Annotated in this window: 25 protein-coding genes; 20 read left to right on the top strand and 5 right to left on the bottom strand. The window is 54.5% G+C overall.

What is annotated here, in order from left to right; translation table 11 throughout:
* Positions 1-19: 19 nt before the first annotated feature.
* The 5 genes from H7849_RS21700 (at position 20) to H7849_RS21720 (ending at position 5,664) form a co-directional block, all read left to right on the top strand.
* On the top strand, positions 20-1,726 hold the full coding sequence (locus H7849_RS21700) for a GMC family oxidoreductase (protein ID WP_186742470.1): 1,707 nt from the start codon (positions 20-22) through the stop codon (positions 1,724-1,726).
* Positions 1,727-1,739: 13 nt separating this feature from the next.
* The gene (locus tag H7849_RS21705; RefSeq protein ID WP_186742472.1) at positions 1,740-2,735 is read left to right on the top strand and encodes an amidohydrolase family protein; all 996 of its coding nucleotides are present in this window, start codon (positions 1,740-1,742) and stop codon (positions 2,733-2,735) included.
* 203 nt (positions 2,736-2,938) lie between these two features.
* Positions 2,939-3,682, top strand: a complete 744-nt coding sequence (locus tag H7849_RS21710) for an SDR family NAD(P)-dependent oxidoreductase (protein WP_186742474.1) — start codon at positions 2,939-2,941, stop codon at positions 3,680-3,682.
* 391 nt (positions 3,683-4,073) lie between these two features.
* Positions 4,074-5,321, top strand: a complete 1,248-nt coding sequence (locus H7849_RS21715; protein ID WP_186742476.1) for an alginate export family protein — start codon at positions 4,074-4,076, stop codon at positions 5,319-5,321.
* Positions 5,296-5,664: an aspartate/glutamate racemase family protein gene (locus H7849_RS21720; protein WP_222439711.1), complete on the top strand. Its 369-nt coding sequence runs from the start codon at positions 5,296-5,298 to the stop codon at positions 5,662-5,664. Before H7849_RS21715 ends, H7849_RS21720 begins: the two co-directional genes overlap by 26 nt.
* Positions 5,665-5,842: 178 nt before the next feature.
* Here the strand turns inward: H7849_RS21720 and H7849_RS21725 are convergent, their stop codons facing one another.
* Entirely contained in the window at positions 5,843-6,262 is a 420-nt protein-coding gene (locus tag H7849_RS21725; RefSeq protein WP_251106397.1) for a winged helix-turn-helix transcriptional regulator, read from the bottom strand.
* 93 nt (positions 6,263-6,355) lie between these two features.
* On the opposite strand from H7849_RS21725, the gene H7849_RS21730 reads away from it, so the two are divergent.
* The 3 genes from H7849_RS21730 to H7849_RS21740 all read left to right on the top strand — a co-directional run bounded on the left by H7849_RS21730 (position 6,356) and on the right by H7849_RS21740 (position 8,785).
* Complete coding sequence (locus H7849_RS21730; protein WP_186742478.1) at positions 6,356-6,817, top strand: nuclear transport factor 2 family protein; 462 nt, start codon at positions 6,356-6,358, stop codon at positions 6,815-6,817.
* A complete protein-coding gene (locus tag H7849_RS21735; RefSeq protein WP_186742480.1) occupies positions 6,817-7,515 on the top strand; it encodes an NAD(P)H-binding protein in 699 nt (232 codons plus the stop codon). Before H7849_RS21730 ends, H7849_RS21735 begins: the two co-directional genes overlap by 1 nt.
* A 226-nt stretch (positions 7,516-7,741) precedes the next feature.
* Positions 7,742-8,785: a WD40/YVTN/BNR-like repeat-containing protein gene (locus H7849_RS21740; RefSeq protein WP_186742482.1), complete on the top strand. Its 1,044-nt coding sequence runs from the start codon at positions 7,742-7,744 to the stop codon at positions 8,783-8,785.
* A gap of 1,017 nt (positions 8,786-9,802) precedes the next feature.
* On the opposite strand, the gene H7849_RS21745 is transcribed toward H7849_RS21740, so the two are convergent.
* Positions 9,803-10,570, bottom strand: a complete 768-nt coding sequence (locus tag H7849_RS21745) for a sensor histidine kinase (RefSeq protein WP_186742484.1) — start codon at positions 10,568-10,570, stop codon at positions 9,803-9,805.
* A gap of 375 nt (positions 10,571-10,945) precedes the next feature.
* Here H7849_RS21745 and H7849_RS21750 point away from each other — a divergent pair, with 375 nt between their 5' ends.
* The 10 genes from H7849_RS21750 (at position 10,946) to H7849_RS21795 (ending at position 20,887) form a co-directional block, all read left to right on the top strand.
* Positions 10,946-11,575, top strand: coding sequence for a response regulator (locus tag H7849_RS21750; RefSeq protein WP_186742486.1), 630 nt, complete (start codon positions 10,946-10,948; stop codon positions 11,573-11,575).
* 193 nt (positions 11,576-11,768) lie between these two features.
* Positions 11,769-12,935 carry an extracellular solute-binding protein gene (locus H7849_RS21755; protein WP_186742488.1) on the top strand — a complete coding sequence of 389 codons (1,167 nt, stop codon included), beginning with the start codon at positions 11,769-11,771 and terminating at the stop codon, positions 12,933-12,935.
* A 26-nt stretch (positions 12,936-12,961) separates the two neighbouring features.
* On the top strand, positions 12,962-14,329 hold the full coding sequence (locus H7849_RS21760; protein WP_186742490.1) for a sensor histidine kinase: 1,368 nt from the start codon (positions 12,962-12,964) through the stop codon (positions 14,327-14,329).
* A 396-nt stretch (positions 14,330-14,725) separates the two neighbouring features.
* Complete coding sequence (locus H7849_RS21765; protein WP_222439712.1) at positions 14,726-15,628, top strand: polysaccharide deacetylase family protein; 903 nt, start codon at positions 14,726-14,728, stop codon at positions 15,626-15,628.
* Positions 15,629-15,764: 136 nt separating this feature from the next.
* Positions 15,765-16,337 carry an ester cyclase gene (locus H7849_RS21770; RefSeq protein WP_186742494.1) on the top strand — a complete coding sequence of 191 codons (573 nt, stop codon included), beginning with the start codon at positions 15,765-15,767 and terminating at the stop codon, positions 16,335-16,337.
* Positions 16,338-16,401: 64 nt separating this feature from the next.
* Entirely contained in the window at positions 16,402-17,487 is a 1,086-nt protein-coding gene (locus tag H7849_RS21775) for an SDR family oxidoreductase (protein ID WP_186742496.1), read from the top strand.
* Between the two features lie 69 nt (positions 17,488-17,556).
* Complete coding sequence (locus H7849_RS21780) at positions 17,557-18,633, top strand: SMP-30/gluconolactonase/LRE family protein (RefSeq protein WP_186742498.1); 1,077 nt, start codon at positions 17,557-17,559, stop codon at positions 18,631-18,633.
* Positions 18,634-18,687: 54 nt separating this feature from the next.
* Complete coding sequence (locus H7849_RS21785; RefSeq protein WP_186742500.1) at positions 18,688-19,101, top strand: cupin domain-containing protein; 414 nt, start codon at positions 18,688-18,690, stop codon at positions 19,099-19,101.
* Between the two features lie 351 nt (positions 19,102-19,452).
* Positions 19,453-20,313: an L-dopachrome tautomerase-related protein gene (locus tag H7849_RS21790; protein ID WP_222439713.1), complete on the top strand. Its 861-nt coding sequence runs from the start codon at positions 19,453-19,455 to the stop codon at positions 20,311-20,313.
* 139 nt (positions 20,314-20,452) lie between these two features.
* Complete coding sequence (locus H7849_RS21795; protein ID WP_186742504.1) at positions 20,453-20,887, top strand: DoxX family protein; 435 nt, start codon at positions 20,453-20,455, stop codon at positions 20,885-20,887.
* 166 nt (positions 20,888-21,053) lie between these two features.
* Here H7849_RS21795 and H7849_RS21800 read toward each other — a convergent pair whose 3' ends face one another.
* The 3 genes from H7849_RS21800 to H7849_RS26580 all read right to left on the bottom strand — a co-directional run bounded on the left by H7849_RS21800 (position 21,054) and on the right by H7849_RS26580 (position 24,457).
* A complete protein-coding gene (locus H7849_RS21800; protein ID WP_186742506.1) occupies positions 21,054-22,070 on the bottom strand; it encodes a zinc-binding alcohol dehydrogenase family protein in 1,017 nt (338 codons plus the stop codon).
* Positions 22,071-22,627: 557 nt separating this feature from the next.
* A complete protein-coding gene (locus H7849_RS21805) occupies positions 22,628-23,866 on the bottom strand; it encodes a tyrosine-type recombinase/integrase (RefSeq protein WP_186742507.1) in 1,239 nt (412 codons plus the stop codon).
* A 327-nt stretch (positions 23,867-24,193) separates the two neighbouring features.
* Positions 24,194-24,457 carry a helix-turn-helix domain-containing protein gene (locus H7849_RS26580; protein ID WP_251106398.1) on the bottom strand — a complete coding sequence of 88 codons (264 nt, stop codon included), beginning with the start codon at positions 24,455-24,457 and terminating at the stop codon, positions 24,194-24,196.
* Between H7849_RS26580 and H7849_RS21815 the strand changes: the two genes are divergently transcribed.
* Both H7849_RS21815 and H7849_RS21820 read left to right on the top strand, forming a co-directional pair.
* Positions 24,346-24,909: a DUF417 family protein gene (locus H7849_RS21815; RefSeq protein WP_285288908.1), complete on the top strand. Its 564-nt coding sequence runs from the start codon at positions 24,346-24,348 to the stop codon at positions 24,907-24,909. The two genes, H7849_RS26580 and H7849_RS21815, sit on opposite strands and share 112 nt — an antisense overlap.
* A 506-nt stretch (positions 24,910-25,415) precedes the next feature.
* Positions 25,416-25,826 (top strand): carboxymuconolactone decarboxylase family protein, encoded by a 411-nt coding sequence (locus H7849_RS21820; protein WP_186742509.1) that lies wholly within the window; start codon positions 25,416-25,418, stop codon positions 25,824-25,826.
* Positions 25,827-25,836 lie beyond the last annotated feature (10 nt).

Genomic DNA, 25,836 nt, shown 5'->3' on the forward strand with positions numbered 1-25,836 from the left:
TCAGATTCTGGAGCTCAAAGTGATTCATGTTTCGAATGAAAAGAAACAGTTTGTTCTCGATCAACTGTCTACTGGCCGCTTAGACCGCCGCAAGTTTTTCTCGATACTTGGAGCGGCAGCTGCTACCAGTATTTTTGGTCCTTCGCTCAACGAGGCCCTTGCGGCCAACGCAAATCAAATAGAGCGGCGAACTTCGCTCCAGGCGCACTATGACTACATCGTCGTGGGCGCAGGCTCAGCCGGTTCAGTCCTGGCAGCCGAACTGTCGAAATCCGGCGCACAGGTTCTCCTGGTGGAATCGGGAGGACCCGACGACGCGCCGACCATCGCGAACCCGAGCATATGGTTTTACAACGTTGGAGGGCCGCTCGACTACCACTTGCCTCTCGAACCGCTGCCACAGTTGAACAATCGCAAATTCAACATGGCTCTCGGTCACGTGCTTGGGGGCGGAGGCAGTATTAACGGCATGGTTTGGACTCGCGGCATGCAGCGCGATTACGACGGCTGGGAGAAGAGCGGTGCGAAGGGGTGGGCTTTCGTTGACGTGCTTCCGGTCTTCAAGAGTCAGGAGGATTGGGAGGGAGGCGCCAATTCCTGGCGAGGTGCAGGCGGTCCCATCCATATCCGCCGCCCTGGAGATCCTCATCCAACAGCGCCAGCTTTTGTCGAAGCTGCACGAGAAATGGGGATGCCCATCCTCGACGACGTAAACGGACCAATGCGGGCTGGCGCCGGGTTCATCAACATGAACATCGCCGCCGATGGGACTCGGGTAAGCGCCGTTCGCGCCCTTCTTCGCCCGGAGTTGGCCAGGCCAAACCTGACCCTTCTCCTTAATACAAATGTCGTGAAACTGAACTTCAAAGGCACTCGGTGCGTGGGCGTCAAGTTGATTACAGAAGGCGTGGAAAAAGATATCGCTGCCAGCAAAGACGTCGTCTTGACCGCCGGCTCCATTCATACGCCGAAACTCTTGATGCTCTCCGGCGTTGGAGAGGCGAAGGCGCTTCAGGGGCTCGGAATTGAAATCGTCGAAAACCTACCTGGAGTTGGCGCCAATCTGCAAGACCATGTACTCGTGTCCGGGGTTGTGTTTAAGTACAAGGGCAAGATGCCGAAACGGCCGGCCGACAGCGATGCCGTCGAGGCAGAGGCTTACCTGTCGAGCGGTTCCTCCGGCGATACCGACATCAATCTTGTTCTTGAACAGCTGCCAGCGGTTACACCCGAGGCTGCGGCGCGATTTGGTGCGCCGCCGGACGATGCCTTCACGATCGCACCGGCGCTGGTGCAGCCAACGAGTAGAGGCTCCGTCCGTTTGGCCAGCAATAGATTTCAGGATGCTGCCGTAGTCAATGGCAACTATCTCGGGACTGACCAAGATTTTGCGGCCATCGTACGCGCCATCGAAGCTGCACGCGAACTGGGGAATCAACATGCTTTTGACGGCGTGCGCGAGATCGAAGTCGTTCCTGGCCCTAAGGCGACGTCTGAGGATATCCGAGAGCTTGCGAGACTAGGCTCGGCGAGCTTCGGACATGCTGTTGGCACATGCAAAATAGGCGTGGATGAGCTCGCTGTGGTCGATCCGAAGCTTCGCGTGCATGGTCTTGAAAATCTGCGCGTAGCTGACGCGTCAGTTATGCCGCGGATCATTACCGGGCCCACCAACGCGCCGACCCATATGATTGCGGGGCGCGCCGCCAAATTCATTCTCAGCTGAAAACAGGGATAACATGAGGAGCAATTCAAAAGGCACACCGGTGACGATCGATACGCATCAGCATTTATTACCCGACTTCTTCTGGGAGGCGACGGAAAACGCGCATGCTCCAGTCGGAGGGCTTGCACCGCTGCGATGGTCCAAGGAGGCTGCCATCTCATTTTTGGATGACGCCGGGATCGACATCGCCGTTCTGTCGCTCAGTACGCCCGGCGTCCACACGGGAGATAGCGCAAAAGCGCGATCCTTAGCGCGACAGTGTAATGAGTTTTCGGGGGAACTCACTCATGCACGGCCCGACCGTTTTGGAGGCTTTGCCTGCCTTCCGCTTCCGGATGTCGACGCTTCTTTAGAGGAACTCTCGCATGCACTCGATGGACTCGGGCTCGATGGCATCGTTCTCTTCACGAATTCCAACGGCGTCTATCTCGGAGATCCGGTCCTGGAGCCGGTGTTCGAAGAACTTGAGCGCCGCAAAGCCGTTGTCTATGTGCATCCGAATCCATCGCCTGACCCGGTTGCTCATTCACTGGGGCTGCCCGACAATCTGATCGACTTCACAACAGACACGAACCGCGCCGTCGCTCAGATGCATTACACAGGAAGGTTCGCGCGCACACCAAATGTGAAGTACATCTTTTCTCACGCTGGAGGGTCGATCCCCTATCTTGCGGCGCGTTTCGACATCATCGACAAAATGGGGTTCATCCCGAGCGGTGACCAGCGAGGCACAGCCGCGGATATGTTCCGCCGGATTTATTGGGATACTGCTCTCGCCGCAAGCGACCCCGTGCTGCGCATGCTGCGGGACGTGGCAGGAATCAGCCAAGTTTTGTATGGCACGGATTTCCCGTATCTTCGTCGGGACCTTGCGGTTCATTCGATACAACGGATCCTGCAAAGCGTTGAGCTTAACGATCTGGAAAAGACCGCTATCCTCGGAGGCAATGCATTACGCCTCTTTCCTCGCCTGCACTCTGCACGTCGCGCGCTCGTCACAACGTCTTAGCCGGAGTTCTCAACGGCCCCTCATTTTTGCGCGGGCGCAATTCGCGTGATGAGCTCCGATGCCCAGGCAAGTCGCACGGGCCGTGGCTGCCGGCATCGACGCCACGCTGGAGGTATGGATGGGATGGCGCACGGATTTGTCATGGGTGGGCGCTCCAGTCAGTGGGAACATTTCTAGAGTCAGCAGCAAGGGGGGACTAGCAGATGAAGACTGCAATTAGAACGCACGAAGGACGCGTAGCGTTGGTGACCGGTGCCAGCCAAGGCATCGGCCAGGCGATCGCATTCGCGCTGGCGGAACGAGGTGCACGGGTGATTGCGACCGACCTCAAGCCACCGCATGAAACCGCAAGGAAGATTGGGCCCGCGGGATATGCGCTTCAGCTCGACGTGACGCGTGAAGAGGATTGGAACTCGGTATCCAACAAAAGCGGGGAGGTGGGCGAGGTAGATATCGTCGTGAACAATGCGGGTTACTTTCCAAATTGCTCCATTGATGAATTGGACCTGTCGACATGGCGAAAAACCATGGCGACAAATCTCGACTCACACTTCCTCAGCGCAAAACATTTCTTGCCCGCGATGAGAAAGAAGAAGTGGGGCCGCTTCATCGGCATATCGTCAAACATGGTTGGCTTGGCCATACCGGGCATGAGCCACTACATCGCCTCGAAGATGGGAATCATCGGGTTCATGAGGGGTCTAGCGAACGATGTTGCGAGTGACGGCATTACAGCGAATGCGGTACTGCCCGGGCTGACGAGCACATCGGCGACTGCCCTCCAATCGGACGAGCAGAAGCGCGCCACATGGGAACAGCAGGCCATCAAGCGAATCGGAGCACCGGAAGATGTGACGGGCGCGATTCTGTTCTTAACAAGCGATGAGGCTGCATTCATCACCGGGCAGGCAATCGTCGTCGATGGCGGTCAATATCGCATCGGCTAGATGTTTGAACACGAGTAGGAGGCGGTTGGTTTACTCAGCCCGCGACGCGTTCCCCAGCAGGGATCTACCGCACGTAGCGTTGGTTACGGGCACCGATGTGAATAATACTTAGGCGACCCATAGACCTCACATCATGAATATTCCGGCTTTCACTGTTAACTCGCGTGATATTAGGCAGCATAGGGCTTTGAGAAACTTTTCAAAGGCAGTATGTTTCCTTATTTTCTTGCTTTGCGTTTTTGTTACGGGCACGCTGAAGGCACAGACACCAGACCCAACGCCCCTCCATGCCCCGCAACCGGGAGTTCGGCCTCCACTGAGTCCTTTTCCGAGGTTTGAAGACTGGAGCTTTCTACGCGATCCGTCCCTGCGAGTGGATCGTTACGACAGATTGAAATTCATTCCGCTGAACGACTCCGGGACAAACTACCTAACCTTCGGGCTTGAGAGCCGGACGGAGTTTCAGTACCTCGGCAACAATAATTGGGGCGCGGGCCCACAAAATCCAGGCGTTGTTCTTGTGCGGCTAATGCCCGATATCGACCTCCGCCTGGGAGATCACGCGCGCGTCTTTGTTACTCCGTTCTTCGATGAGTTCACGGGCCAATATCCGCGACCGGGAATCGATAAGGACATCGCCGATGGACATGAAGGTTTCGTCGAGTTCGGGGGAAATCTGCACGACCCGCACCCCGGTTGGGATGTCATTGTCGGGCGCCAGGAAGTCGTGCTCGGAACAGGACGCCTTTTGGATGACAACGAGGGGGTGAATGTAAGAAGCGCGTTCGATGGCATCCGTGTAGGGTACGACAAACCAGCGGGCCGCATCGATCTGATCGCTGTCAAGCCGGTAGAGATCAACCCAGGCGCGTGGGATGACATACCTAACCCAACGATCACTTTTTGGGGCTTGTACGCTTCGAATCTGCGCTGGAGCCCGCGGTTCATGTCCGATGCCTACTTTCTTGACTACGATGCAAAGTCGGCAACATACGGCAACCAATCCGCACGAGAGCAGCGGCGCATGATTGGTGGACGGTATTTCAATCGCCTGCCTGGCGAGCCGCCCAGGGCAGGTTTTGATTACAACATCGAGACTGGGTTCCAGTGGGGCTCTTTCGGGAATCGCTCGATCCGTGCATGGGCCACTGGAGGGAATATAGGGTGGACGCTTCCCGGTGAGGTGTGGCGCGCGCGTTTCGGTCTACAGGCCGACGCCATCAGCGGTGACAGCGGCCAGCCGACTACCCTGGGAACATTTAACGCGCTATTTCCGCGAGGAGCTTATTTCGGGCCGAAGTTCGCGCTGATCGGGCCGGCAAATTTGCTTTCTGTTCAGCCGCAATTTTGGTTTCATCCTCGGCAAAATGTGACCGGAGATATCTGTTGGATCTGGTTCTGGCGCGAGAGCACAAAAGATGCGCTTTATAGCTTCAACAACGTGGCACTACGGCCAGCGAATCTTAGTGACGCGCACTATATCGGCAGCCAACCCAATTTGGAGATTCGTTGGGCGATAAGCGAGCATTTCCTTGGTGCCTTGAATCTCGCCGGCTTCATTCCTGGAACCTTCCTAGAGCAGTCTCCCCCCTCTGACAAGATTGCGTTCGTCAATGCAGGTCTTACATATCGGTTTTGACTTCATCGGAGAAGCGTCCTCGCTGTTCAGAAACCCGATTGAGATGGAGACGCGCTTTTACGGGCGCGTCGCTAGCGCGGAGATCGTCCCGCCAAACGAACCGGACTTAGACGATGTGCATCAAGCCTACATTTCGATGGCGGCGTCGGGCTTTGTGACAAAGGAACAGTGTTTGCTCTTCCATGACGTGAGCCACCGGTTGCTTGAGAACCAGGGCGTGGAAGCGATCATGCTTGGGGGCACCGATCTCGCGCTTGCATTCGACGAACAGTCGACCGATTTCCCGTTGGTCGACTGTGCGGGTATTCATGCCGATGCGATTGCACGGTTGGCGATCGGTTGACGGGGCTTCAGTCAGAACGATCTTTTAGTTCCCATCCAAGTGAAAACTCACTCACAGGAAATCGGTAAACACTAGCGCGTTTTGAGGGACCAATCGTGGCCACTCAGTGTGTTGATTGGCAGGATTCGTATGTGCACCCTGATGAATCACAGCCCCAGTCGCAGTTACATTGCAAAATTCACACCGAACGACCATCGAAAGCGGCTCGGGCGCCCTGAAACCGATGTACGCTCTTTGCGACCCATAGCCAAAGTGGTGCGACATTGTTGAGCATCTCGGCACCGAGCGGTGTAATCGCGTATTCGACGCGGGGAGGTACTTCGGCGAAGACCTTGCGGGTGATGAGGCCGTCGCGTTCGAGACCACGAAGCGTCTTGGTCAGGGATTTCTGGCTGATGACTGCGACGTTCTCCATGATGCGAGAGAAACGCATTGGGCGCCGGTATTCAGCGATAACGCTCATCGTCCAGAGAGACCACTTGTCAGCGATGCACGCTACCATCTCGCGCGTGAGTGAATCCTCGTCGTCAGTGAGGGACTCGCAAAATCCCTTGATATGTTCCCAGTTGAATGGCGGCTTTGGGCTTATCTTCTTCAATAGTTACCCCGTGGTTAGTACAGGCATAAAAGGTGCCTTATTGCGAAAGTATACTGCCCTCTCGATACTAAACAATGGAGAGGAAGCCGGACCATGAGCAAACACGTTGATATCTCACCCCAGGAAGCCGCGGATCGACTTGCTATTCGGGAATTGGTCGAGGCATACGCGCATTGCGCGGACCGTCGTGACGCGCAAGGCCAGATGTCTCTCTTTACGGTGGACACGCATTTCGTGGTGTATATGAATGCGAAGGACTCGATACCCTCGCAGGAACTGCACTCGCGCGAGGAACTCGCTCCCGTCTTCGCAGACTTGAACAAATACGACGCAACGATGCACTTCGTTGGACAGAGCACTATCTTCTCGCTCACCGGCAGTCGGGCCACTGGGGAAGCTTACTGCATAGCACACCATCTCACGGTGGAGGGTGAAAAGCGGCGCCTAATGGTGGCTTACCTGCGCTACTATGACACCTTTGTGAAGGCGGACGGCGCGTGGTTGTTTGCCGAGCGCCTGCTCTACGTCGACTGGATTGAAGAGCGTGCGCTGTGATGAACACTCCGGTGGCGGGTCGCATGCGGCTCATCATCGTGGGCGCGACGGGCATGGTCGGCGGCTACGCTCTTCGCTATGCACTGAGCCTTCCGGCTGTCGAACGAGTGACATCGATCAGTCGCAGGAAGACTGGTATATCGCACGCTAAGTTCGATGAGGTCCTGCATCAGGATTTTAGCGACTGCTCCGAGCTTGCACGGGCTCTGGCAGGTCAGGACGCAGCGGTCTTTTGCCTGGGCACGTATACCGGAACGGTGACAGACGCCGAAATGCGAATGATCACCGTTGACTATACGGTCGAGTTCGCGCGAGTTTTTCGTAACAGTTGCCCAAACGCATCGTTCTCATTCTTGAGCGGGAGCGGTGCTGATCCTACGGGACGAAGCCGCATGGCGTTTGCGCGTTACAAGGGTGAGGCTGAGAAGGCGCTCCTCGGATCGGGGTTTCCTCGGCTCTACATCTTCAGGCCAGCCTATATCTATCCAGTAGAACCACGAAAGGAACCGAATTTCAGCTACCGCTTGCTGCGATCGGTATACCCCGTGTTTCAGCTCCTGTTCCCCAACCAGGTGATTCGTGCCGATGACCTGGCTAAGTCCATGGTGGATGTCGCGATCCGTACAGGTGCGGGAACGGAGCAGGTAATTCTGGAGAACCGCGACATTCGAACCCTGGTCTATCCAGATCCCCAATAAGAGCGGGCGGAAACTGATGGTTCAGGCGTAAGGCGTGCCTGCCATTGCGACCACTAGGCCGATGGCTCCCTTATCTCTGCATCCAAAACGAAAGCAAGCTGCGGGTAGTCAAAATCACGTTGAGTATTCCCGCTGCCGTCTCAAGCATCATTTGTTCGTGGGAGTTGACGACCGCCTCATTCGAGGCATGGATTGAAGGCCCGGTCGACGGGCACTGAGGTGCACAATGACCATATTGCTGATTGGACTTACCGGCGGGCTCTATAGATTCGAGTTGGACGCGAGTGACGGTCTTAGACCAGTGCTTTCCGGCGTCCAGCCGATGGCATTCGCCATGGACCCCAGCGAGCCTGCTCGAGCGTATTGCGCTACCTACAACCGGGGACTTTGGCGCAGTGAGGATGCGGGTGAGACGTGGCTGCCCGTCGGAACCCCGCAAGGTTTCTTCGACTGGCCGACCGGCGGTGCGATTGAGCCGCGCGAGACGACCTTCGTGTCCGTCGATCCCGCTCCTCAGGCAGATGGCCGGCATGCCGTGTGGGTCGGCACGGAACCAAGCCGCATATACCGTTCCACTGACCATGGCGACACCTTCGAACTCGTGTCCGCTCTCGACTTGCCTTCCCGCACGAACTGGTCTTTTCCTCCGCGGCCGCGGACTCACCACGTCCAGTGCATCGCCCACACCTGCGACGGTTGCATGCACCTGGCCATTGAGGCTGGCGCCATGATTCGTTCCCGCGACAGCGGCAGGACCTTTATGGACCGGTTGCCCGATAGCCCCGTGGATGCACACGTGTTGCTCACCCATCCGCTTGCTCCGCTACGCCTCTACGCGGCCCTCGGCGACGCATTACTGAGAGCAGGAAGGTCCTTTGCCGAAAGCCCGGACGGCGGAGATACCTGGATCTACTTCGGCAAAGGTCTGGAAGCTGCACCGTACCTGTACGGCGTTGCCATTCATCCCACCAATCCCGAGGACATTCGGGTCGCCGCATCGCCGAGTCCGCAGAGGGCACACGCGCGTGGAGGATCTTCTATTTTCCGCCGCGAAGCGGATCTCTGGGTGGAGGACGCCGAACGTTTCCCTTGCGACCGAAGTCTGATTCCGGTGCTTGCCACCCATGCTGAACAACCGGGGAGTTGGTTCGCCCTCTCGAATCTGGGCGTCTTCTCGAAAGAGCCCACAGCCAAAGCCTGGGCTCGTTTGACGGGGCTCGAAGACTGGCGTGATATGCACCCAACCGCTCTAGCCGCACTCAATTTTTGACGAGCAAGGAGAACTCGAGCCACGGAACATCCAGTTCAGAAATCGACAAATAAAGTACATTTTGCAAAGACGGGTAGCGACGATGTCTGGTGGCGACCATCCCCTTTTGCTGGTGCGGGCGACAAATGTGGGGTTGGGACCAATCATCGAAGAAGATTTGACCGCCGTGGCGCCCAGACCGCTTCGTGAGTCTTACTCACGGATGATCGGCCAAGTGAAGTACTTGTCCCGAGGTCGAAAGCGACCCCAGCGGTGCGGATCGATAAATTCAGTCGGCAATTCAACCGTTAACCGAAGTGCGGCTCATGAAAGGCTCCTGCGAGCGAATTCGTCAGTAGCGCTTAGCTTCTGCTTGATTCCTGAAACCGATTGACGAAGGTGGGACTTTCCATTAGCGAACTCCACCATATGTTGAAGAGCATGAATCCGTGTCTCCAAGATTTCTTGTGTCGAAGTACCTAAAAGAGCTGCGCATTCCTGGGCCGGGTATCGCTCGAGAACTGAAAGCACAAATACGAGGCGTTCAAAGTCTTCAAGCGCGAGCACGCTCGCAAATGGAGACTCTTCCAAAAGCATCTTGGGAGGATCTTGCTTTGCCGAATCGGACGCACTTGCTGTCGACCTAGCGAGGCTGACATGAGGCCCCATTATCCGAATCGCATTGCCGACTATGATGCGCCGAGCCCAGGAACGTGCCCATTTTTTGAAGACGGGGTTTCCATCCACGCAGTCGGCGAGACCAGCGACGAAGGATCGTTCCGCATCCCCTTGATTTCCAGTTAGCAAAAGGGCGAGCAAATAAAGACTGTTCATATGTTTCGTGAACAGCTTGCGAACATCATCGATCGTTGTGTAATCGCTATTCATGCTCGTCCCAATTGAATGTGGCAGTGCCGTCAAACAAGGTTGCCTACTACTTTCCCGCGAGGCTTGTCCGAACTGTAAGAGCCGATTTCGAAGAGCTCGGGGTTCTTACCTCCGACCGTGCGATTAATTCTTTTGTCGAGCTTGAGCGCCTCATTGCCCGGCGCCTTTACGAAAGATAATCGACCCCAATCGGACGCGAACTTGAGTTCCAAGAGAAGCCGAACTCGAGATCGTCAACTGTCCCCCAATTCGCGAGGCTGCCTCCCTCATTCGCCGGAGACCGGATTGCGTCTGATCTCCTTGCTTAAGTGGAGTGAGATCGATTCCGATTCCGTTGTCGATGATGCACAACGAAAGATCCTGACCGAACTCAAGCTCCACTCTCAAATTCGTCGCTTTTGAATGCATATAAGCGTTCTGAATAGCTTCGCAGCCAATGCAAAAGATTTCATTGCTGACAATGGAGTGCGTCTCTTGTACTTCGCCAACCAGCGCGAACGTAACCTCTATCGACTTCGTTGCAGTACCTTCTTCGTTCGTGCGAGGGATCGCCTCGAGCAAGTCGTTACAGTGCTCGGTTGGAGAGCGGAGAGAATCTAGAGCCGGCTTTCTCACCTCAGTCGCTTGTCCGAGCCACTCAGAGAATCTCTTCAGAGTCCGGCGCATGTCCGCCACATTGTCGTAGTTGGACGGTCCGTCGTCGTCAAGCAACTTGCCAGTCTCCACGGTCTGCAGAAAGGAATCGTTCAGATCTCGGGTATGTCGCGTTTGATGTGCAAGCCGGTGGTCTAGCAGGCCATCAAAGCGTGAGATTGAATGTTTTTGGCGCAATAGATAGATCAACAAGACAACGATCACAATGAAGACAGCGATCGCTGCCAGAACTTCCGGGGATCGATACCATGGTTCTAGGTTCATCAGGCGTTTGAATGCTTGAGAATTGCCGAATAATGTGAGCGAAGGTGCTGAACAGCTCACGCGATAATTTGCAAATCAACTTAGGAATTGTCAGTTTACTGACACGGGCGACGGCGTCGACGACTACAGATTCCTCTTTGGCGGCGTCCGAGCGATCATGCCAGCCTTGATTGAATTCCAGATCGATCCATCTCGCAACGCCAGATTCGAGATGATTTCACCTACCAATTCTGGTAGGCGATCTCCTGGACTTTTCGGTTACTTCCCATCTCCAGCGTTTGATAAGAATGATGGCGGTTCATCAACATTGAATCGACAAGTTACAATTGCGCATCGTAAGTCAAGGATTGTGTTTCGTTTCTACGGCGCCTGAAAATGTTCCCCGACTCTCGCATTCGAGTACTCAGTGTTGATGACCACCCGGTCTTTGGTGCCGGATTAGGAGTAATCCTCAGTACTGAGGAAGATATGATTCTGGTTGCACAGGCATCGAACGCTGCCGAGGCGATCGACGCCTTTCGTAAACACCGCCCCGACATCACGCTGATGGATCTTTCCCTGCCAGATGCAAGCGGCACCGATGCTTTGATTGCGATTCGCGAGGAATTTCCTCAGGCTCGCATCATTATGCTCACCACGTTCGACAGGGAGGCGGAGATTCAGCGCGCACTACGCGCTGGAGCAGCTGGCTATATTCTCAAGAGTTTGGATCGAGCCAGACTCCTGAATGTCATCCGATCTGCCCACGCCGGGCATCGCCACGTGCAGCCAGAAGTAGCCGCACGACTAGCCGAACACGTCGGCTATGAGGAGCTGACGACGCGTGAGGTCGAGGTCCTCAGCTTTGTGCGCGACGGATATCGCAACAAGCAGATCGCAGATCGGTTGGCGATCTCAGAAAATACCGTCAACTTTCACGTCAAGAACGTGATGATGAAGCTGGGTGCGAATGATCGTACGCATGCAGTGACCATTGCACAACGGCGCGGATTTCTCCGCATTTAACCGCAGCCAAGGTTCAGGAGTTGGGCTCATGCACACGTTTCGCGCCTCAATCTCCCGCTGTACTAGACTGGCAATAATCTCACTTTTCCTGGCGGGAATGGGAAGCTGTCACCAACAGACGAAGGAGACTGTAACGATCCGAATCCTTCGAGACGAGTGGATCCCGCCAAATGAACTATCTGCAGTCAACGCATTGTCCGCAGAATTCACCACTCAGACAGGGATCAGACTCGAGAACATCCGTGGGGTTCCAGCTGAGACCCTGGACCAGCTATCGTTCGTAAGAAAACTCCTGCAGCAAGGATCCGAAGGACCGGAGGTCCTCGAAGTCGACGAGACATGGCTGGGTATGCTTAAAGATGACTTGCTCGATTTGAGACCGTACATGCCGGATTTAGCTCATTCAATCGCGCCAGCACTTGAGTCCAGTTATTTCATCGGAGGAAAGCTCGTCGCCATTCCCTATCAGAATCACGTCGGCGTCTTGGCTTTCCGAGCAGACCTTCTTCGTAAATACGGCTTTGGTAATCCTCCTGCGACATGGACTGAACTTGAAAGGATGGCGCTGCGTATCCAAGAGGGTGAGCGCGCGCACGGCAACAAAGACTTCTGGGGTTACGTATGGCCGGGTGCAGCCGAAGAATCGCTTACCTGCAATGCTCTTGAGTGGCAAGTCGATGAGGGTGGTGGCAAGATCATCGAGAGCGATGGTGCGGTCAGCGTGGACAATCCAGCGGCGATTCACGCGTGGCAACGGGCCAAGCATTGGATTGGCTGGATTTCTCCTCCGAGCGTGCCTGAATACAGGGAGTCGGATGCCTTGGGTGCTTTCAATTCCGGTCGAAGTGCGTTTCTCCGCGTTTGGGCCGGCGAACCCGGTGGGGATTCAAGTCAGCAAGACTCGAATCTTCACGTGACTATTTGGGGAACTGGACACCAAGTTGGAGAAATGGCGATAACGGCGCTACCAGGTGGTTCCGTTTCAAGGGTCGGCACCCTTGGAGGAGTTGGATTAGCCGTCTCCAAGTACTCTAAGCACCCCCAAGAAGACGCCGCGCTTGTTCGATTCCTGCTTCGAAAGCAGCTCGAATCATTTGAAAAAGGTGAGATTCATCTTTTCGTGGCCAAGCCCGCCCTATACGATGTTTCATCTTCGAACCCGGATACTGCACGAGCAATTGTTATTGCTCGTCCAACTCGCTTTGATTCACGTGATTATGAAAAAGTAAGCAGGGAATATTTTGGGGCTGTGCATGCAGTGCTTACCGGAGAGAAACGAGCCTCTGCTGCAGCATTCGAGTTGCAAAAGAATCTGGTCCGGATCACAGGGCAGCAACCCGGGCTCGTGGCTCGAGAATGAAACACTCCTCTGCACAACGAGGACGAATGAGAAGATACACAACAATCAAGCTCAACCTCGGTCTCCCCCTGAAGTTGACATTTGTACTACTCGTTGTGTTCATCCTAGGCGGCAACGGGCTACTCATCTGGCAGTTTCGCTTGGCTCGAGAGCAGACCGACCGCCTAGCCGTCGTAAGCAAACAGATGATGGCAGTTCTGCGTTTGCGCAACAGTCTTGTCTCGTTTCATCAGAGCATCGATGAACTCGTGGTATCACATGATACCCACGCCCTGTCACTTAGGTCTGAGAGCCTCCAGAAGGATCTACTTGAACAGCTACAGCAAACAAGGGAAGCCCTCAGTTTGTCTCCTTCCGCGCACTCGTTCGACAGGCGGTTCTTGCCAATCCTCGACGCTGTCGAAATCGGCTTTCCGCATCAGCTTGAAGCGATCAGATCGTTGGCGGCGACAAGTGATTGGGAAGCGGTCAAGTATCGCGACGCAAATGAACTCAGGCCGACAGAGATGGAGGTGACGGCGTTCGCTGAGAAGATAGATGAAGCCTTTACCACGGAGCTTTCGCGCTCCGAGTTGAATGCCCGTAGTCTGCAGAACCGAATACTCTTTTTGATTCCCTTCATGGCCCTTTCGACATTCCTAATTGCGGCCATGTTTGTGTGGGTCATTGCGCGGAGAATCCTCGAGCTCCGGATCGAAGAGCGATTGAGTGAGCGGATGCTGATAACCAGGGATTTGCACGACACCTTTCTTCAGACCATACAGGGAAGCAAATTGTTCGCCGAACACGCCTTGGCCAAGTGTTCCGATGTGGGGGGAATGCGCGATGCTTTAGCGCAACTTGTTCACTGGCTTGATCGTGCAAGCGAGGAGGGACGGTCGGCGCTCAATTCGCTTCGTGAGACCCAACCCAAACGAGATGACTTTGCGGACGCACTCCAGGCCATCACAGTTGATGCGAGAGCCCAGGGTCCGATAAACGTTGCCTTGTCGATTTCAGGCACCCCAGTCGACCTATTACCCGAGGTCCAAGACGAGGTGCTTCGGATTGCAAGGGAAGCAATAGCTAACGCCAGAAGGCATTCCCTTGGCAGCGAAGTCGAAGTCTCACTCGAATACGCGGGAAATCTCTCACTTACGATTTCCGACGATGGAAGGGGCTTCGATCGGCTGGACAATGCTGCCGTAATGAGTGGCCACTACGGATTACAGGCGATGCGCGAGCGAGCTGCACGCATCGGTGGAAACCTGACGATCACTAGTTCCGCAACATCGGGCACCCAAGTGAAACTGACGGTCTCTCGGCGTCGTCTCCTACGCAGTCTCGGCAATTCTACACAGGACCTATCGGGTTATGTTCATAAGCCAATCTCGCCCTTCACCGTCAAACGGTAAACAAGCGGCTGGCAGGGCCAGAGTCTTCACCGGAAGCTGAGACTATCATTCCCATGGCTTCCGACAGAAATCTGCAAGCGGCAGCCGATGCAGTGTGTGCGCTTGATCCGTTCCCGCTCTCTACAAGCCGTGGTTAAGCACGCACCTTCTCTGGCAGGACCGCCTTCCACTCGCGCCTACCCTGCCAGATTTTGCAGGTGGATCGCTGCCCAATCTGGGGATGTGTTCGGACCCTCCGACTCTTTACTGTTTTCCTTGAAAGATCGAAGCACAGGTCGGGCAGATCGGATGATGATTACGCGGCGACATTTCACGATGGGTCTGGGCCTAGCAGGGATTGCTGCATTTTGTGATAAGGCACGCGCAGGGAGTTCAACCAGCGAAGGAGGAAGCACAATGACCACTACACAGACGCAGACAAAGCGATTCTGGCCGAATGGCGCTCGGTTGGCCGTAAGCATCTCGATGATGTTTGAAGGAGGTGGCCAGCCAATCTCCGGGGCGGGCGGTCCGATCCCTGAACCAATCAAAGACGGCCTGCCGGATCTTCCGACAAATGCCTTCTTCGCCTATGGCTACTACGAAGGCATTCCGCGCGCTTTGAACCTCTTCGACAAGCACGGGATCAAAGTCTCCAGCTTCATGATTGGTAAGGCTGTTGAGAACGCCCCTGATCTTGCGCAAGAGATCGCTCGCCGAGGCCATGAAGTGGCTGCGCATGGACGCACCTGGCAGAATTCCTATTTCCTCCCTCGGGATGAAGAGAAGCGATTCATTGCCGATTGCGTGGAAACAATTCATAAGATCACCGGGCAACGCCCGGTCGGTTGGAATGCCTACTGGCTCCGCAACTCGGTTCACATCCTCGAGACCCTGCAGGAACTAGGCTTTCTCTATCACATCGACGAACCCAGCCACGACGAGCCCTTCATCATTCCCGTAAATGGCAAAGACTTCGTGACTGTCCCGTATACGTTCCATATGAATGACATCTCGTCTTTCCCTTTCGAAGGCTACAATCCGACGGCCTATGAGCAGGCACTTAAGGATGAGTTTGATCAACTCTATGAAGAAGGTGCGACCCGACGCCGTATGATGCTCATTGGCTTCCATGATCGCATCAACGGACACGCAAACCGGATCCGGATGCTCGATCGCTTTCTCACCTATGCAAAGAGTCGCGATGGTGTGTGGTTTGCGCGCAAAGATGAGATTGCGAAGTGGGTGCTTGAGAACCGTCAGGATACGCCTGTCATGCAGCGCGGTCCGGCTAGTGTCACAGGGCTACCGAGCGCCTGAGCCACAACAGCGGAGGATCTACGCATTGACCGGCGAATCGGGGCAGCGGAAGACGTTGCCAAGGCAGTGCTCTTTTGGCAACCAACCCGTTCGTGACCGGCTCCGTTGTCACTATCGACGGAGGAGGAACAATCGCATGACGAGACTTAAAACGCAGACGGCCTTCTCGTGGAGGTTCGCATGCGTAGGTTTTTGTTTTGCCAGCCTTATCAACTTGGCAGTCGCGCGAGGTGAAAGCAAAATGCAATTTGGTAAACCAGATGTCCTGATCGTCTCCGCCGATCTTCAAGGCGAAAGAAGGCAATCGCTAATCGATGCAGCGCAACAGTTCTATACCTTTTGGAATGCCGGCGATCCGGCGCTGCTCTCTCGTGTCATCTCTCCATCCTTCACGGATCGGGCTCTTCCTCCAGGCCGACCTCAAGGTCCAGGTGGTCCTCTATTTGCGTTCCGTCAGTTCACGAAGGCGGTTCCAGATCTGCGCTGTGAGGTTCTGCAACAAATCATCGTTCAAGATCGCGTAGTCTCTCATCTCCGCTTCACGGGGCACTTCAGTGGCGATTTCGGAAGCCTGCATGGTCATGGCCAAGAAGTGGACTTCATAGCCACGGACATCATACGCATCGACGCTCGCGGACAGATTACCGACAATTGGCATCTTGAAGATAATCTCACTTTCTTGAAGCAAATCGGAGCAGTACCGCAGTAGCAACCGGCATTATTCAGCGCTGGAGACCTAAGCATGATTGCGCTCAAAACATGAGAGTGACCCAATGAACGAAAAACGCATTGTGTTGATAGCCGGTGTGCATGGAGTGAGCGGCATAGCGGCGGCCGAACAATGGAGCGAGATTCCTGGGACTGTTGTCTACGGTCTCTCTCGAAGAAATGCCGCTCTACCTGAAGGCGTGATCCCCGTTCAGTTAGATCTTCTGAATCGGGAAGACGTAACCCAGAAGCTCGGACAGATTCGAGGGATATCGCAGGTCGTATTCGGTGCTTACATCGAGAAGGCGTCCGTCGTTGAAAGGTCGGAAGTCAATGTTGCTATACTGCGGAACCTTCTCGACGTTGTGGAGTCGACATCTCCTCGTTTGGAACGAGTTGTGTTCTATCAGGGAGGGAAGGCGTATGGTGCCGATCTGGGCCCGTTCAAGACTCCGGCGCGAGAAGATGAGCCTCGCTTGATGGGCCCCAATTTCTACTACGATCAGGAAGACTTTCTCCGCCAAAGACAGGCTGGGAAGGAATGGACCTGGACCGCGCTACGTCCGGAAGCGGTGTGTGGGTTCGCGCTCGGCAATCCCATGAACCTTGCCATGGTGATAGCCATCTACGCAGTCATCTCGAAGGAGTTGGGATTGCCGCTGCGTTACCCGGGAACCATCGAAGGCTATCAAGCGTTGTACCAGTTAACATCCGCCGAGATTCTCGGGAAGGCTTCTGTCTGGTCTGGCACGTCGCCGCAATGTAGCAATGAGATCTTCAACATTACGAACGGCGACTATTTCCGGTGGCAGTACATGTGGCCAAAAATCGCCAAGATGTTTCAGATGGAGACCGCAGAGCCGGTTCCCATCCCGTTGGCAACCTATATGGCCGATAAGGCTGATCTCTGGAATCACATCGTAGAGAGATATCGACTCGTGCAGCACTCATATTCAGAAGTTGTCGCATGGCCGTTCGGGGACGCGATTTTCAACCAAGGGTTTGACAACATCACGAGCACAATTAAAGCTCGCCGCGCGGGTTTTGATGCGTGTATCGATACGGAGGAAATGTTTCAGCAGTTTTTTCAGGAATTGCGTCAACGAAAGGTGATCCCAAAGCTGATCGACTCCGGAGCATTCGTTGGGTGAGCACTTTTCAATTGGCGAGGCAGCGCGGTGGAGTATTCATGGTCCCTAACGGAAACAAATAGGAAGAATATGACCAGAATTATCGCAATAGCGGCAACCATTTTCTTCGCAGCGTCACCGGTCATTTCTCAAAACCGTGTTGAGGCTGTCTTTTCGAGCGACCTTGTGATTAACGGCCCAACGGTGTCGCCTGACGGGAGACTCTTTACGGTAGCGCAACCAGCGAGCCCTGGCACGACTCCACAAGTTGTCGAGGTGCGCAATGGAAAACCGGTGCCCTACCCAGACGAACGAATGAACAGTTGGAAGCCAGGCATGGATGGCCATGAGCTTTTCGTGGGAGTCAACTCCATCCGAATGGGGCCTGATGGTGCACTCTGGGTGGTCGATCGAGGCGGGCCGGGCATCGGTAAACCGCTCGCGCCGGGCGGTCCAAAGTTGATGAAGATCGACATTGCCACCAACAAGGTTTCCCGCATCTATGACCTTGCTGCCGTAGCGAGACCGTGGAGTTTCGTCGACGACGTCCGCTTCAATGCTCTCCACGCGTATCTCACTGACGCAGGCAGCCCAGGCTTGATAGTTCTTGACCTGAACACCGGCAAGGGACGACGGGTGCTGGACGGTCATCCATCGACTGTCGCTCAGACTCCGTTAGTCGCCGAAGGGAAGATCCTACGTAATCCGAAGGGTGATCCCATCAATATTCATGCCGATCAGCTTGAGGTGTCGCCGAATGGCAAGTGGTTTTATTACCAGCCCTCCTGCGGCCGCATGTCTCGCGTCGAGACACGCTACCTCGACGATGCCAGCCTTTCCGACGCACAGCTCGCATTGCATGTCGAGCGTTTTGCCGACACACCATCGACCGGTGGCACCGCTATCGGAGCTGACGGAACAATCTATCTCAGCGACACGGATAAAAAGCGCATTTTGACGATTTCCCCGGAAGGCAAAATCGCGACACTCATTGACGATCCACGTCTGGATTGGGTGGATGCGATGTGGATCGATGACTCTGGCCATCTGCTGATGCCTGCTTCACAACTCAATCGCATGGCCGGGATAAACGGCGGTACCAATGCTATCCAGCAACCAGTCGTACTTTATCGCCTCAACATTGGACAAAAGGGAGTTCGCCGATAAGCAGGCCACTTCGACTGGGGCACATGGCATATTGCAGTGGAGGAACAAACGCCTATGACAACACGAGCTACTTTCGATCGTTTCAAAGTTATGGAAATTGCAAAGAGGTTTCCGGAAACAGCAGATACACTCCTGCTCGACACATATCTAACAAATGAAGAGGCGGCAAGCGCACGTGTGTTTCGCGTGTATCGTGGCACTCCTCCTCACTACCACGCAGGGAGTGATGAGTATCTGTACATTCTGTCCGGCAAAGGCACTTTCTGGATGTCAGATGCGTCCAACACCGGAGAGTTCGCGCCTGGCGACCTTCTTTTCTTTAAGCGTCGCACTATACATGCGCTTCCTGACATTCTCGAAGGACCAGTGATCTTTCTCTCGTTTGACACGCCGCGGCGAGATCCCAAGGACATCATCTTTTTCAATCCACAGGATGGCACCCCAGAGTCTTTCATTAAGGGGGTTTGAGACACCAGTTACCAGAAATGTACATCAACATGATCGTTCGAAGGAAAAGTCATGGCTTATCATGCCCAGAGTCTCAAAAGCGCAACCGCGGTCAATCCTGAGCTTGAGCGGTGGCGTAGTTATTCAGGTGTGAGTTGGGATCGACCGGATCATAGTGGCGCCGCCAAGGCATTCTCAAATTCGGTCTCCTCACCAATCTGTGGCATCCACTTCGATAAGAGAGGACGGGCTTTCGTAAGTACACCCCGGCTGGTTTCCAGTGAATCCCCCGCGACCATAAGTGTTCTGGATTTGAATTCATTGTCTGGCCCTGCCATCCTGACTGCATTTCCATCAGTTGAGGGGAATACTGTGTCTGCAAATCCGGACCAGAACCTGCGTAGTGTGCTCGGCTTCTATGTGGACCGGACCAACGATTGGTTGTGGGCGCTGGATATGGGCTACATTGCCGGCGAAACAGAGGCTCCGGCAGGGGCACAAAAAGTTCTCGTGTTCGATCTTGAGACCGGCAGCCTGGTCAAGCGTATTGGACTGGATATTGCATGCGATCGCAAAGGAAGTTTCCTGAACGACATAGTCGTGGACGAACAACGGAAGATCGGCTACATCTCCGACAGCGGCATACGCAGTGCACCAGACAATATGGTGGGCATCATTGTTATCGATGTCGCCTCGGGATCGGCCAGACGAGTGCTGCATAAGCACGCCAGCCTGCAGGTCGTGCCCGGAGTGAAGGTGTTCTCCCACAATAATGAGGTGTGGCCGGGAAATCCCATGAAGTGCGGTATCAACGGCATTGCTCTCTCGCCGGACGCGAACACCCTCTATTGGACAGTAACAACAGGTTTCCACGCGTACTCGATTTCGACGCAATTGTTGCGAGATCCGTCAGCCCCTGACGAGGAGATCTCTGCGGCAGTTCGCAATATCGGGAGCGTCGGAGGCAACAGCGACGGGATCGTGACCGATGCGGAAGGAAACTTGTACATCACGGACCTAACACACGGGGGTATCGTCAAATACGATTCTCAAAAACACACGATGACGTTGGTAGCGTCTGACGCAGGTGTGTGGTGGCCGGACACGCCAACCATTGATCACGAGGGAAATCTCGTTTTCTCATCGAGCAATCTCAGCCAGCACTTTGCTGGCGGAATCAAACCCGGACAAGAGCGCTACGAGTTGTGGCGATTGATACTTAATTCAAGATGAGAAATCGATTGTGGTCTTCTGAAAGATGGATTTTTTCCAGGTTGACTACTCGAAAGAAGAACTCGCTACGACAGAAGCCTAACTATCTTTAGTAATCCGATGTCCTGTGGCTGACATTGGGATTCACCGAGGAGGTTACATGCCCCGCAATTCCGGCCAACAGACCGACGTGTCTATGGGCTATCTAATTCTGCGCGTAAGCATCGGGCTCAACATCTTCACGCATGGCTTGAGCCGCATCCTTGCCGGTCCAGCGAATTTCGCACATATTCTGGTCCCGATGTTTCAACATACTTTTTTACCCGCAACATCGGTATATCTATTTGGGTTGTGCTTACCATGGGCCGAAGCCGCCGTCGGTTTTTTCCTCTTGATAGGCATCTACACTCGCTACGTTATCTTAGTCGGGGCACTTCTCATGCTCAGCCTCACGTTCGGTGCGACATTGCGCCAGGATTGGGAGAGTGCCGGACTTCAACTCATCTACGTCGCGATCTATACGGCACTTCTGGCTTTCAGGCAGTACAACCAGTTCTCGGCTGACGGGCATTTGAGACGAAGCGAAACCGATTAACTCGAATTTGTCAAATTGATCATCTCGAAGCTATTAAGTTGCGCATGATCAATCTCGTCGGCTGGCAGGACTCTGTGACCCGCTGCACAACATTGTGCCGACACTCAGTTGTGACCGACCCCTTCCGCAATTCGGACGGTACGCTCATTATCAAGCACACTGATCGTTAAAAGCCCGTCAGCACAATCTTTCCTCGCGTCCGGCCAGATTCCAGCATCGTGTGTGCCTTCTTGAGATTTGAAGCGTTGATGACTCCTACGTTCTCGCCGATCGTTGTCCGGAGTTCGCCGTTGTCCACCATCTTTGCAACGCTAGAAAGCAATTCGTGCTGCCTGATCATGCTTTGTGTCTGGTATTTCGGCCTGGCGAACATGAATTCCCAGTGGAACGAGGCACTCTTATCCTTGAGCGGCTTGACGTCGACATGGGGCGGGTCGTCGATCATGCCAATCGTGCCTTCCGGCGCTAAAACTTCGATCATGCCGGGATAATGACAGTCCGAAGCCGTAAGCGCTGCGATGTAATTGACGGTGGGAAAACGAATCGACTCAAGCTGGGGCTTGAGCCGCTTCGTGTGGTCAATGACAAAGTGTGCTCCCAATTCAATGCACCAGGCGGAAGTTTCTGGACGGGACGCGGTTGTAATAACGTTCAGTCCCGTCAGTTTGCGAGCGAGTTGCGTGAGGATTGACCCCACACCGCCTGCGCCACCAATGATCAGAATAGAATCTCCGTGCCCAGACGATTTTCCACGCAAGCCAAAACGGTCGACCAGAAGTTCCCAAGCTGTAATGGCAGTGAGCGGAAGGGCTGCGGCTTGGGTGAAGTCCAGCGTTCTTGGCTTGAGACCAACGATCCGCTCGTCTACCAGATGATACTCAGCGTTTGTGCCCGGTCGAACAACGGAGCCCGCATACCAAACTTCATCCCCCTTCTTGAAGAGTTCCACGTCTTCGCCAGTATCAATCACCACGCCCGCGCCATCGAAGCCCAGGATTCGGAACTCGTCGCCCGGTAATGGACCCACTCCTGCGCGCAGCTTGGTATCTGCTGGGTTCACAGAAACAGCCTCGATTCTGACCAAGAGGTCCCGACCGCTCGGTGTCGGTACAGGAACCTCAATATCGATGAGTGAATCGAGATTCGAGATGGGGAGCGGTTTCTTGTATCCCACGCCCTTCATTTAGTCTTCTCCTGCCCACTTGCGATCAATGCCTCAAGAGTGCGCAAAGGTTCCTCTTGCCCCACGAGGTATCACCAGAAAGAGTCTATCGAGGTAGATGTCGGAACACGCCCCAAGATCGGGCAGACCTGATCCTGCGAAATCTGGTAGGGGAGAGCTCGATTTCAGAATTCGTGGCAACATACAATCGCGTGTAAGCGAGAACGTCTATGAGTTATGACGCGTGAAATCGGTCGATTTGGTGGTCGGGAACAATACGGGAACAACCTGGGGAGGAAACCAGCCCAAATGATCCCAAACAATCCTAAATCGCACCTTGCTAACAGCTTTTGTTTCAATCGGGTCCGCTGATTCTAAGCCACTTAGGTCCATTGGTAGGGGGCCCTGAAAAGGCCGGCGTCGGCGGTTCGATCCCGTCTCTGGCCACCACATTCTAAAAGACTTAGCCAAATTCCGTCGCAGATCCCAGTCCGCTCTCAGTCCGCATCGAAAGACGTGCCAACAGCCCCTACGGTAGCCGCATGATGATCGAGAACTTAGCGCCAATCACCGTTTCCTTAGTCCGCTCCCAGTCCGCTTTGATCCGCCGCGTGGCTGAGAATCGCGATTAACATTTCCCCCGCGGCGGCCATGCGATCCTGGCTGACAGCGTGGCTGTAAAACTGGAGCGTCAATTTGACATCGCTATGTCTAAGCAGAGTTTGCACCGTTTTTGGATCAGTTCTGATGCGAACCAGGAACGATGCGAGACTGTGGCGAAGGTTGTGAAATCCGAACCGGCGCGGATCGTCCTCCACTAGCCGCCCGCAATCATCTCGATGCGATGAAAGAATTCCAGCCTTCGCTGCGGCCGGGCGCAGATAATCTTCAACGAGCATATTCGCTACCCGCGGCTGCTTGCCTTTCAGTCGAAACGAAGCAAACACCCAGTCGCCTGGGTCCGAATAGGCGGTCTTCTTTTTCCAGCGAAGCATGAATTCGGCCAGCAGTGGATGGAGCGGCACAGGCCCCTTTGAAGCCTTGGTCTTTGGCAAACCCACTTGGCCTCCCGTCCAGGTGCGACGTACATGAATCATCGCCTCCGCGAAATTTACATCCTGCCATTGCAATCCCAGGCACTCGGAGATGCGCAGACCAGTGCCCGCAGCCAAAAGCGTCAGAGTGCGCTCCGGCTCCTGTAGGTTTCGGACGATTGCGTAAGCTTGTTCGGGAGTAATGATCATGGCTTCGTAGCAGCTGGTTGTCTTGCAACGGACGAAGCGCATTGGATTCGATTCCTGAGTTCGTGGAATCAAGCCATATCGTTGGCCGTGGCGATAGACCAGAGACATGACACGTCGCAGTCGGTCGAGAGTTGGATTTTCAAGCTCCTCTTCCTTCTTCAGAGTCGTCAGCCACTCCTCGACTTCGAGCGGTTCTATATCCAGCGCAATTCTGTTGCCCCATTTCGGAAGCAAGCGGTTTCGGAGGGCGCGGTCGTAACCTTTTATTGTGGTATGCGCCTTTGGGTGGATTGATTCTGTTCGCTCGACCAATTCGTGTTCGGCGTAGTGCAGTACAAGGTCGCCAAATGTGACACCGCGTCGCGAGTCCACCGGATTGATCGGAAGATGCAATCGCTCGACTTCAGCCCAGGCTGTAAGTTTGTCGGGAAGATCGCGGATCAAACCAAGAGGGATCTTGTTCTCCACTCGCCTGCCGTCGGACTTGCGCGTAGTTCGAAAATGGAGCACCCATGTTTCACCCGGTATGCGTGTTTCCTTCTTCAGCCAACCTCGTTGTCGTCTTTGCGTCATGTGTCACTCCTTGAGACAGCCTTGCGCTCAGATTCTCGAATATTCAGAGGACTGCGCATAGGCGAAGTTGCACGAAGCGACACTACAGGCAGGCATCTGGGAGCGTGAAATCCGGTAAGTACAGACAACTGCCATCGCGGTGGATGAGCGCGTTGACCTGTACGGCCAACTGAAACGCATTGGTCTAAGCTATTGCCTTGATAAAACAACTCGACCACTAGGATGATGGCTACATCGAGACACAAGGGCGCATTCACGAATTTGAAGAATACGATCCGCTAGTCAGACATCCGTTCCTTCCTTTGTCCATGGCTACGAGCGAGCCACTCAGTTGGTGACATTTCGGAGACGCTGGGTGAAGACTCGCGTCAGGGCTGTGGCATTGGTGTATCCAACGGCGGCTGCGATGAGCTTCAGCGAGTTGCCCTTGCGCAACATCGTTTGGGCAACTCCCAGGCGCCAGTTCGTCAGGTAATCAAATGGCGTCATGCCGACGACCTTGCGAAAGTGGGCGGCGAAGCGCGCGCGGGACATACCAGCGCTTTGAGCCAACTGTTCCAGCGACCAGGCAGTTTCAGGGTGTTTATGCATGTCCTCGATCGCCACTTACCAGTTGGCAATTCAAGGTCTTTGGACCATATATTCTGGGGGATATGATCGGGGCCACTGAATGGACAGCAGCACTCCTGCTGATCATTGGCTACTTCAAACCGAAAGCAGGCATTCTGGCCGGGATCATTCTAGTCGGCATGTTCTTCACCACAAGCAGCATGTTGATCACAACCCCGGATGACACCATCGTGTTTCACGGCATCCATTACATGAACAATCTCGGCCTGTTTCTCTTCAAGGACATTATCTCTTTCGGAGTTGCGTTCTATCTGATCAGCTATTTCGGCAAGAAGGCAATCCTTTCCGAAAACAAAGCTAATAGCCAAAATGCCGCTTTCCTGCTCAGAGATGTGGTCCCTCCGTCGGCGTCGGTCTATCTAGTAAAGCAGGACGCTGCCAGAGCCACGCTTGTTACTGAGATTACGTGGTGACACGTTCGAAGAGTTCACGTGGACCGTGTTCGGCGCCGAGCGCACCATTCCTACAAGCCTGTCGTTGATCGTCTCTTACCAGACCCGCAACGCATGAATGAAGGGCGCAGATATCGGCGCCGGCCACGTTGCTGTGGCATCAAATTCTGTCCGTCGCACGAAGAAGAGGAAGATATGAACGACCAAACCGGGAAATTGTTAATCGTTGAGTCTGACGACGCTCTGAGAGCAACCCTCATCGCTGTGCTTGAAGACGCAGGATACAGGGTTTCAACTGATTACCGCGGAGGAATGAAAGCCGTTCTAGCATTGCCCACTCTTCAATGATCAAGGTCAGGTCATAGGAATCAACTTCGCGATACTACGCGATTTCGGCGGATCAAATTTTGCCATTCCCGTGCGTTTTGTGGAGTCACTCTTGAAGCCCTGAGACGTGTAACCAAACGCGCTCTCAGTACCTCTCATCTTCGAAAGCGCCTATACAAAATAGAAATGGAGTCACCCAGATGTTTGATATGAAGAATCTCACTCGGCTCAAAAAGCTCGATGAGAATGCGCCTGACACGATGAAAGCCTTTTGGGCTTTTGATAAAGAGGCGTTCAAAGAGGGTGCTATCGATGTCTTGCACAAACAGTTGATGGCGGTCGCCGTTGCGCTCACGACGCAATGCCCATACTGCATTGAGTTGCATGTGAAGGCAGCGCGTCAGGCCGGCGCAAATGACACGATGCTGACGGAAGCAGCCATAGGTGCCGCGGCAATGCGGGCGGGCGCGGCCGTCACTCACGCGTCGCACTGTTCAAAGAGTAATGAAGGCACAGCGGAAGCGCCTCAAGCGGTTCCGCTGGCTCGTTCTTCAACGATCAAGTCATCGGAGCAACCTTTGCGATGGTATTTCAGGGTCGAATCTTGCTAGCCTCGTGCTT

It is taken from the genome of Alloacidobacterium dinghuense, from assembly GCF_014274465.1.
In the GTDB taxonomy this organism is placed as follows: domain Bacteria; phylum Acidobacteriota; class Terriglobia; order Terriglobales; family Acidobacteriaceae; genus Alloacidobacterium; species Alloacidobacterium dinghuense.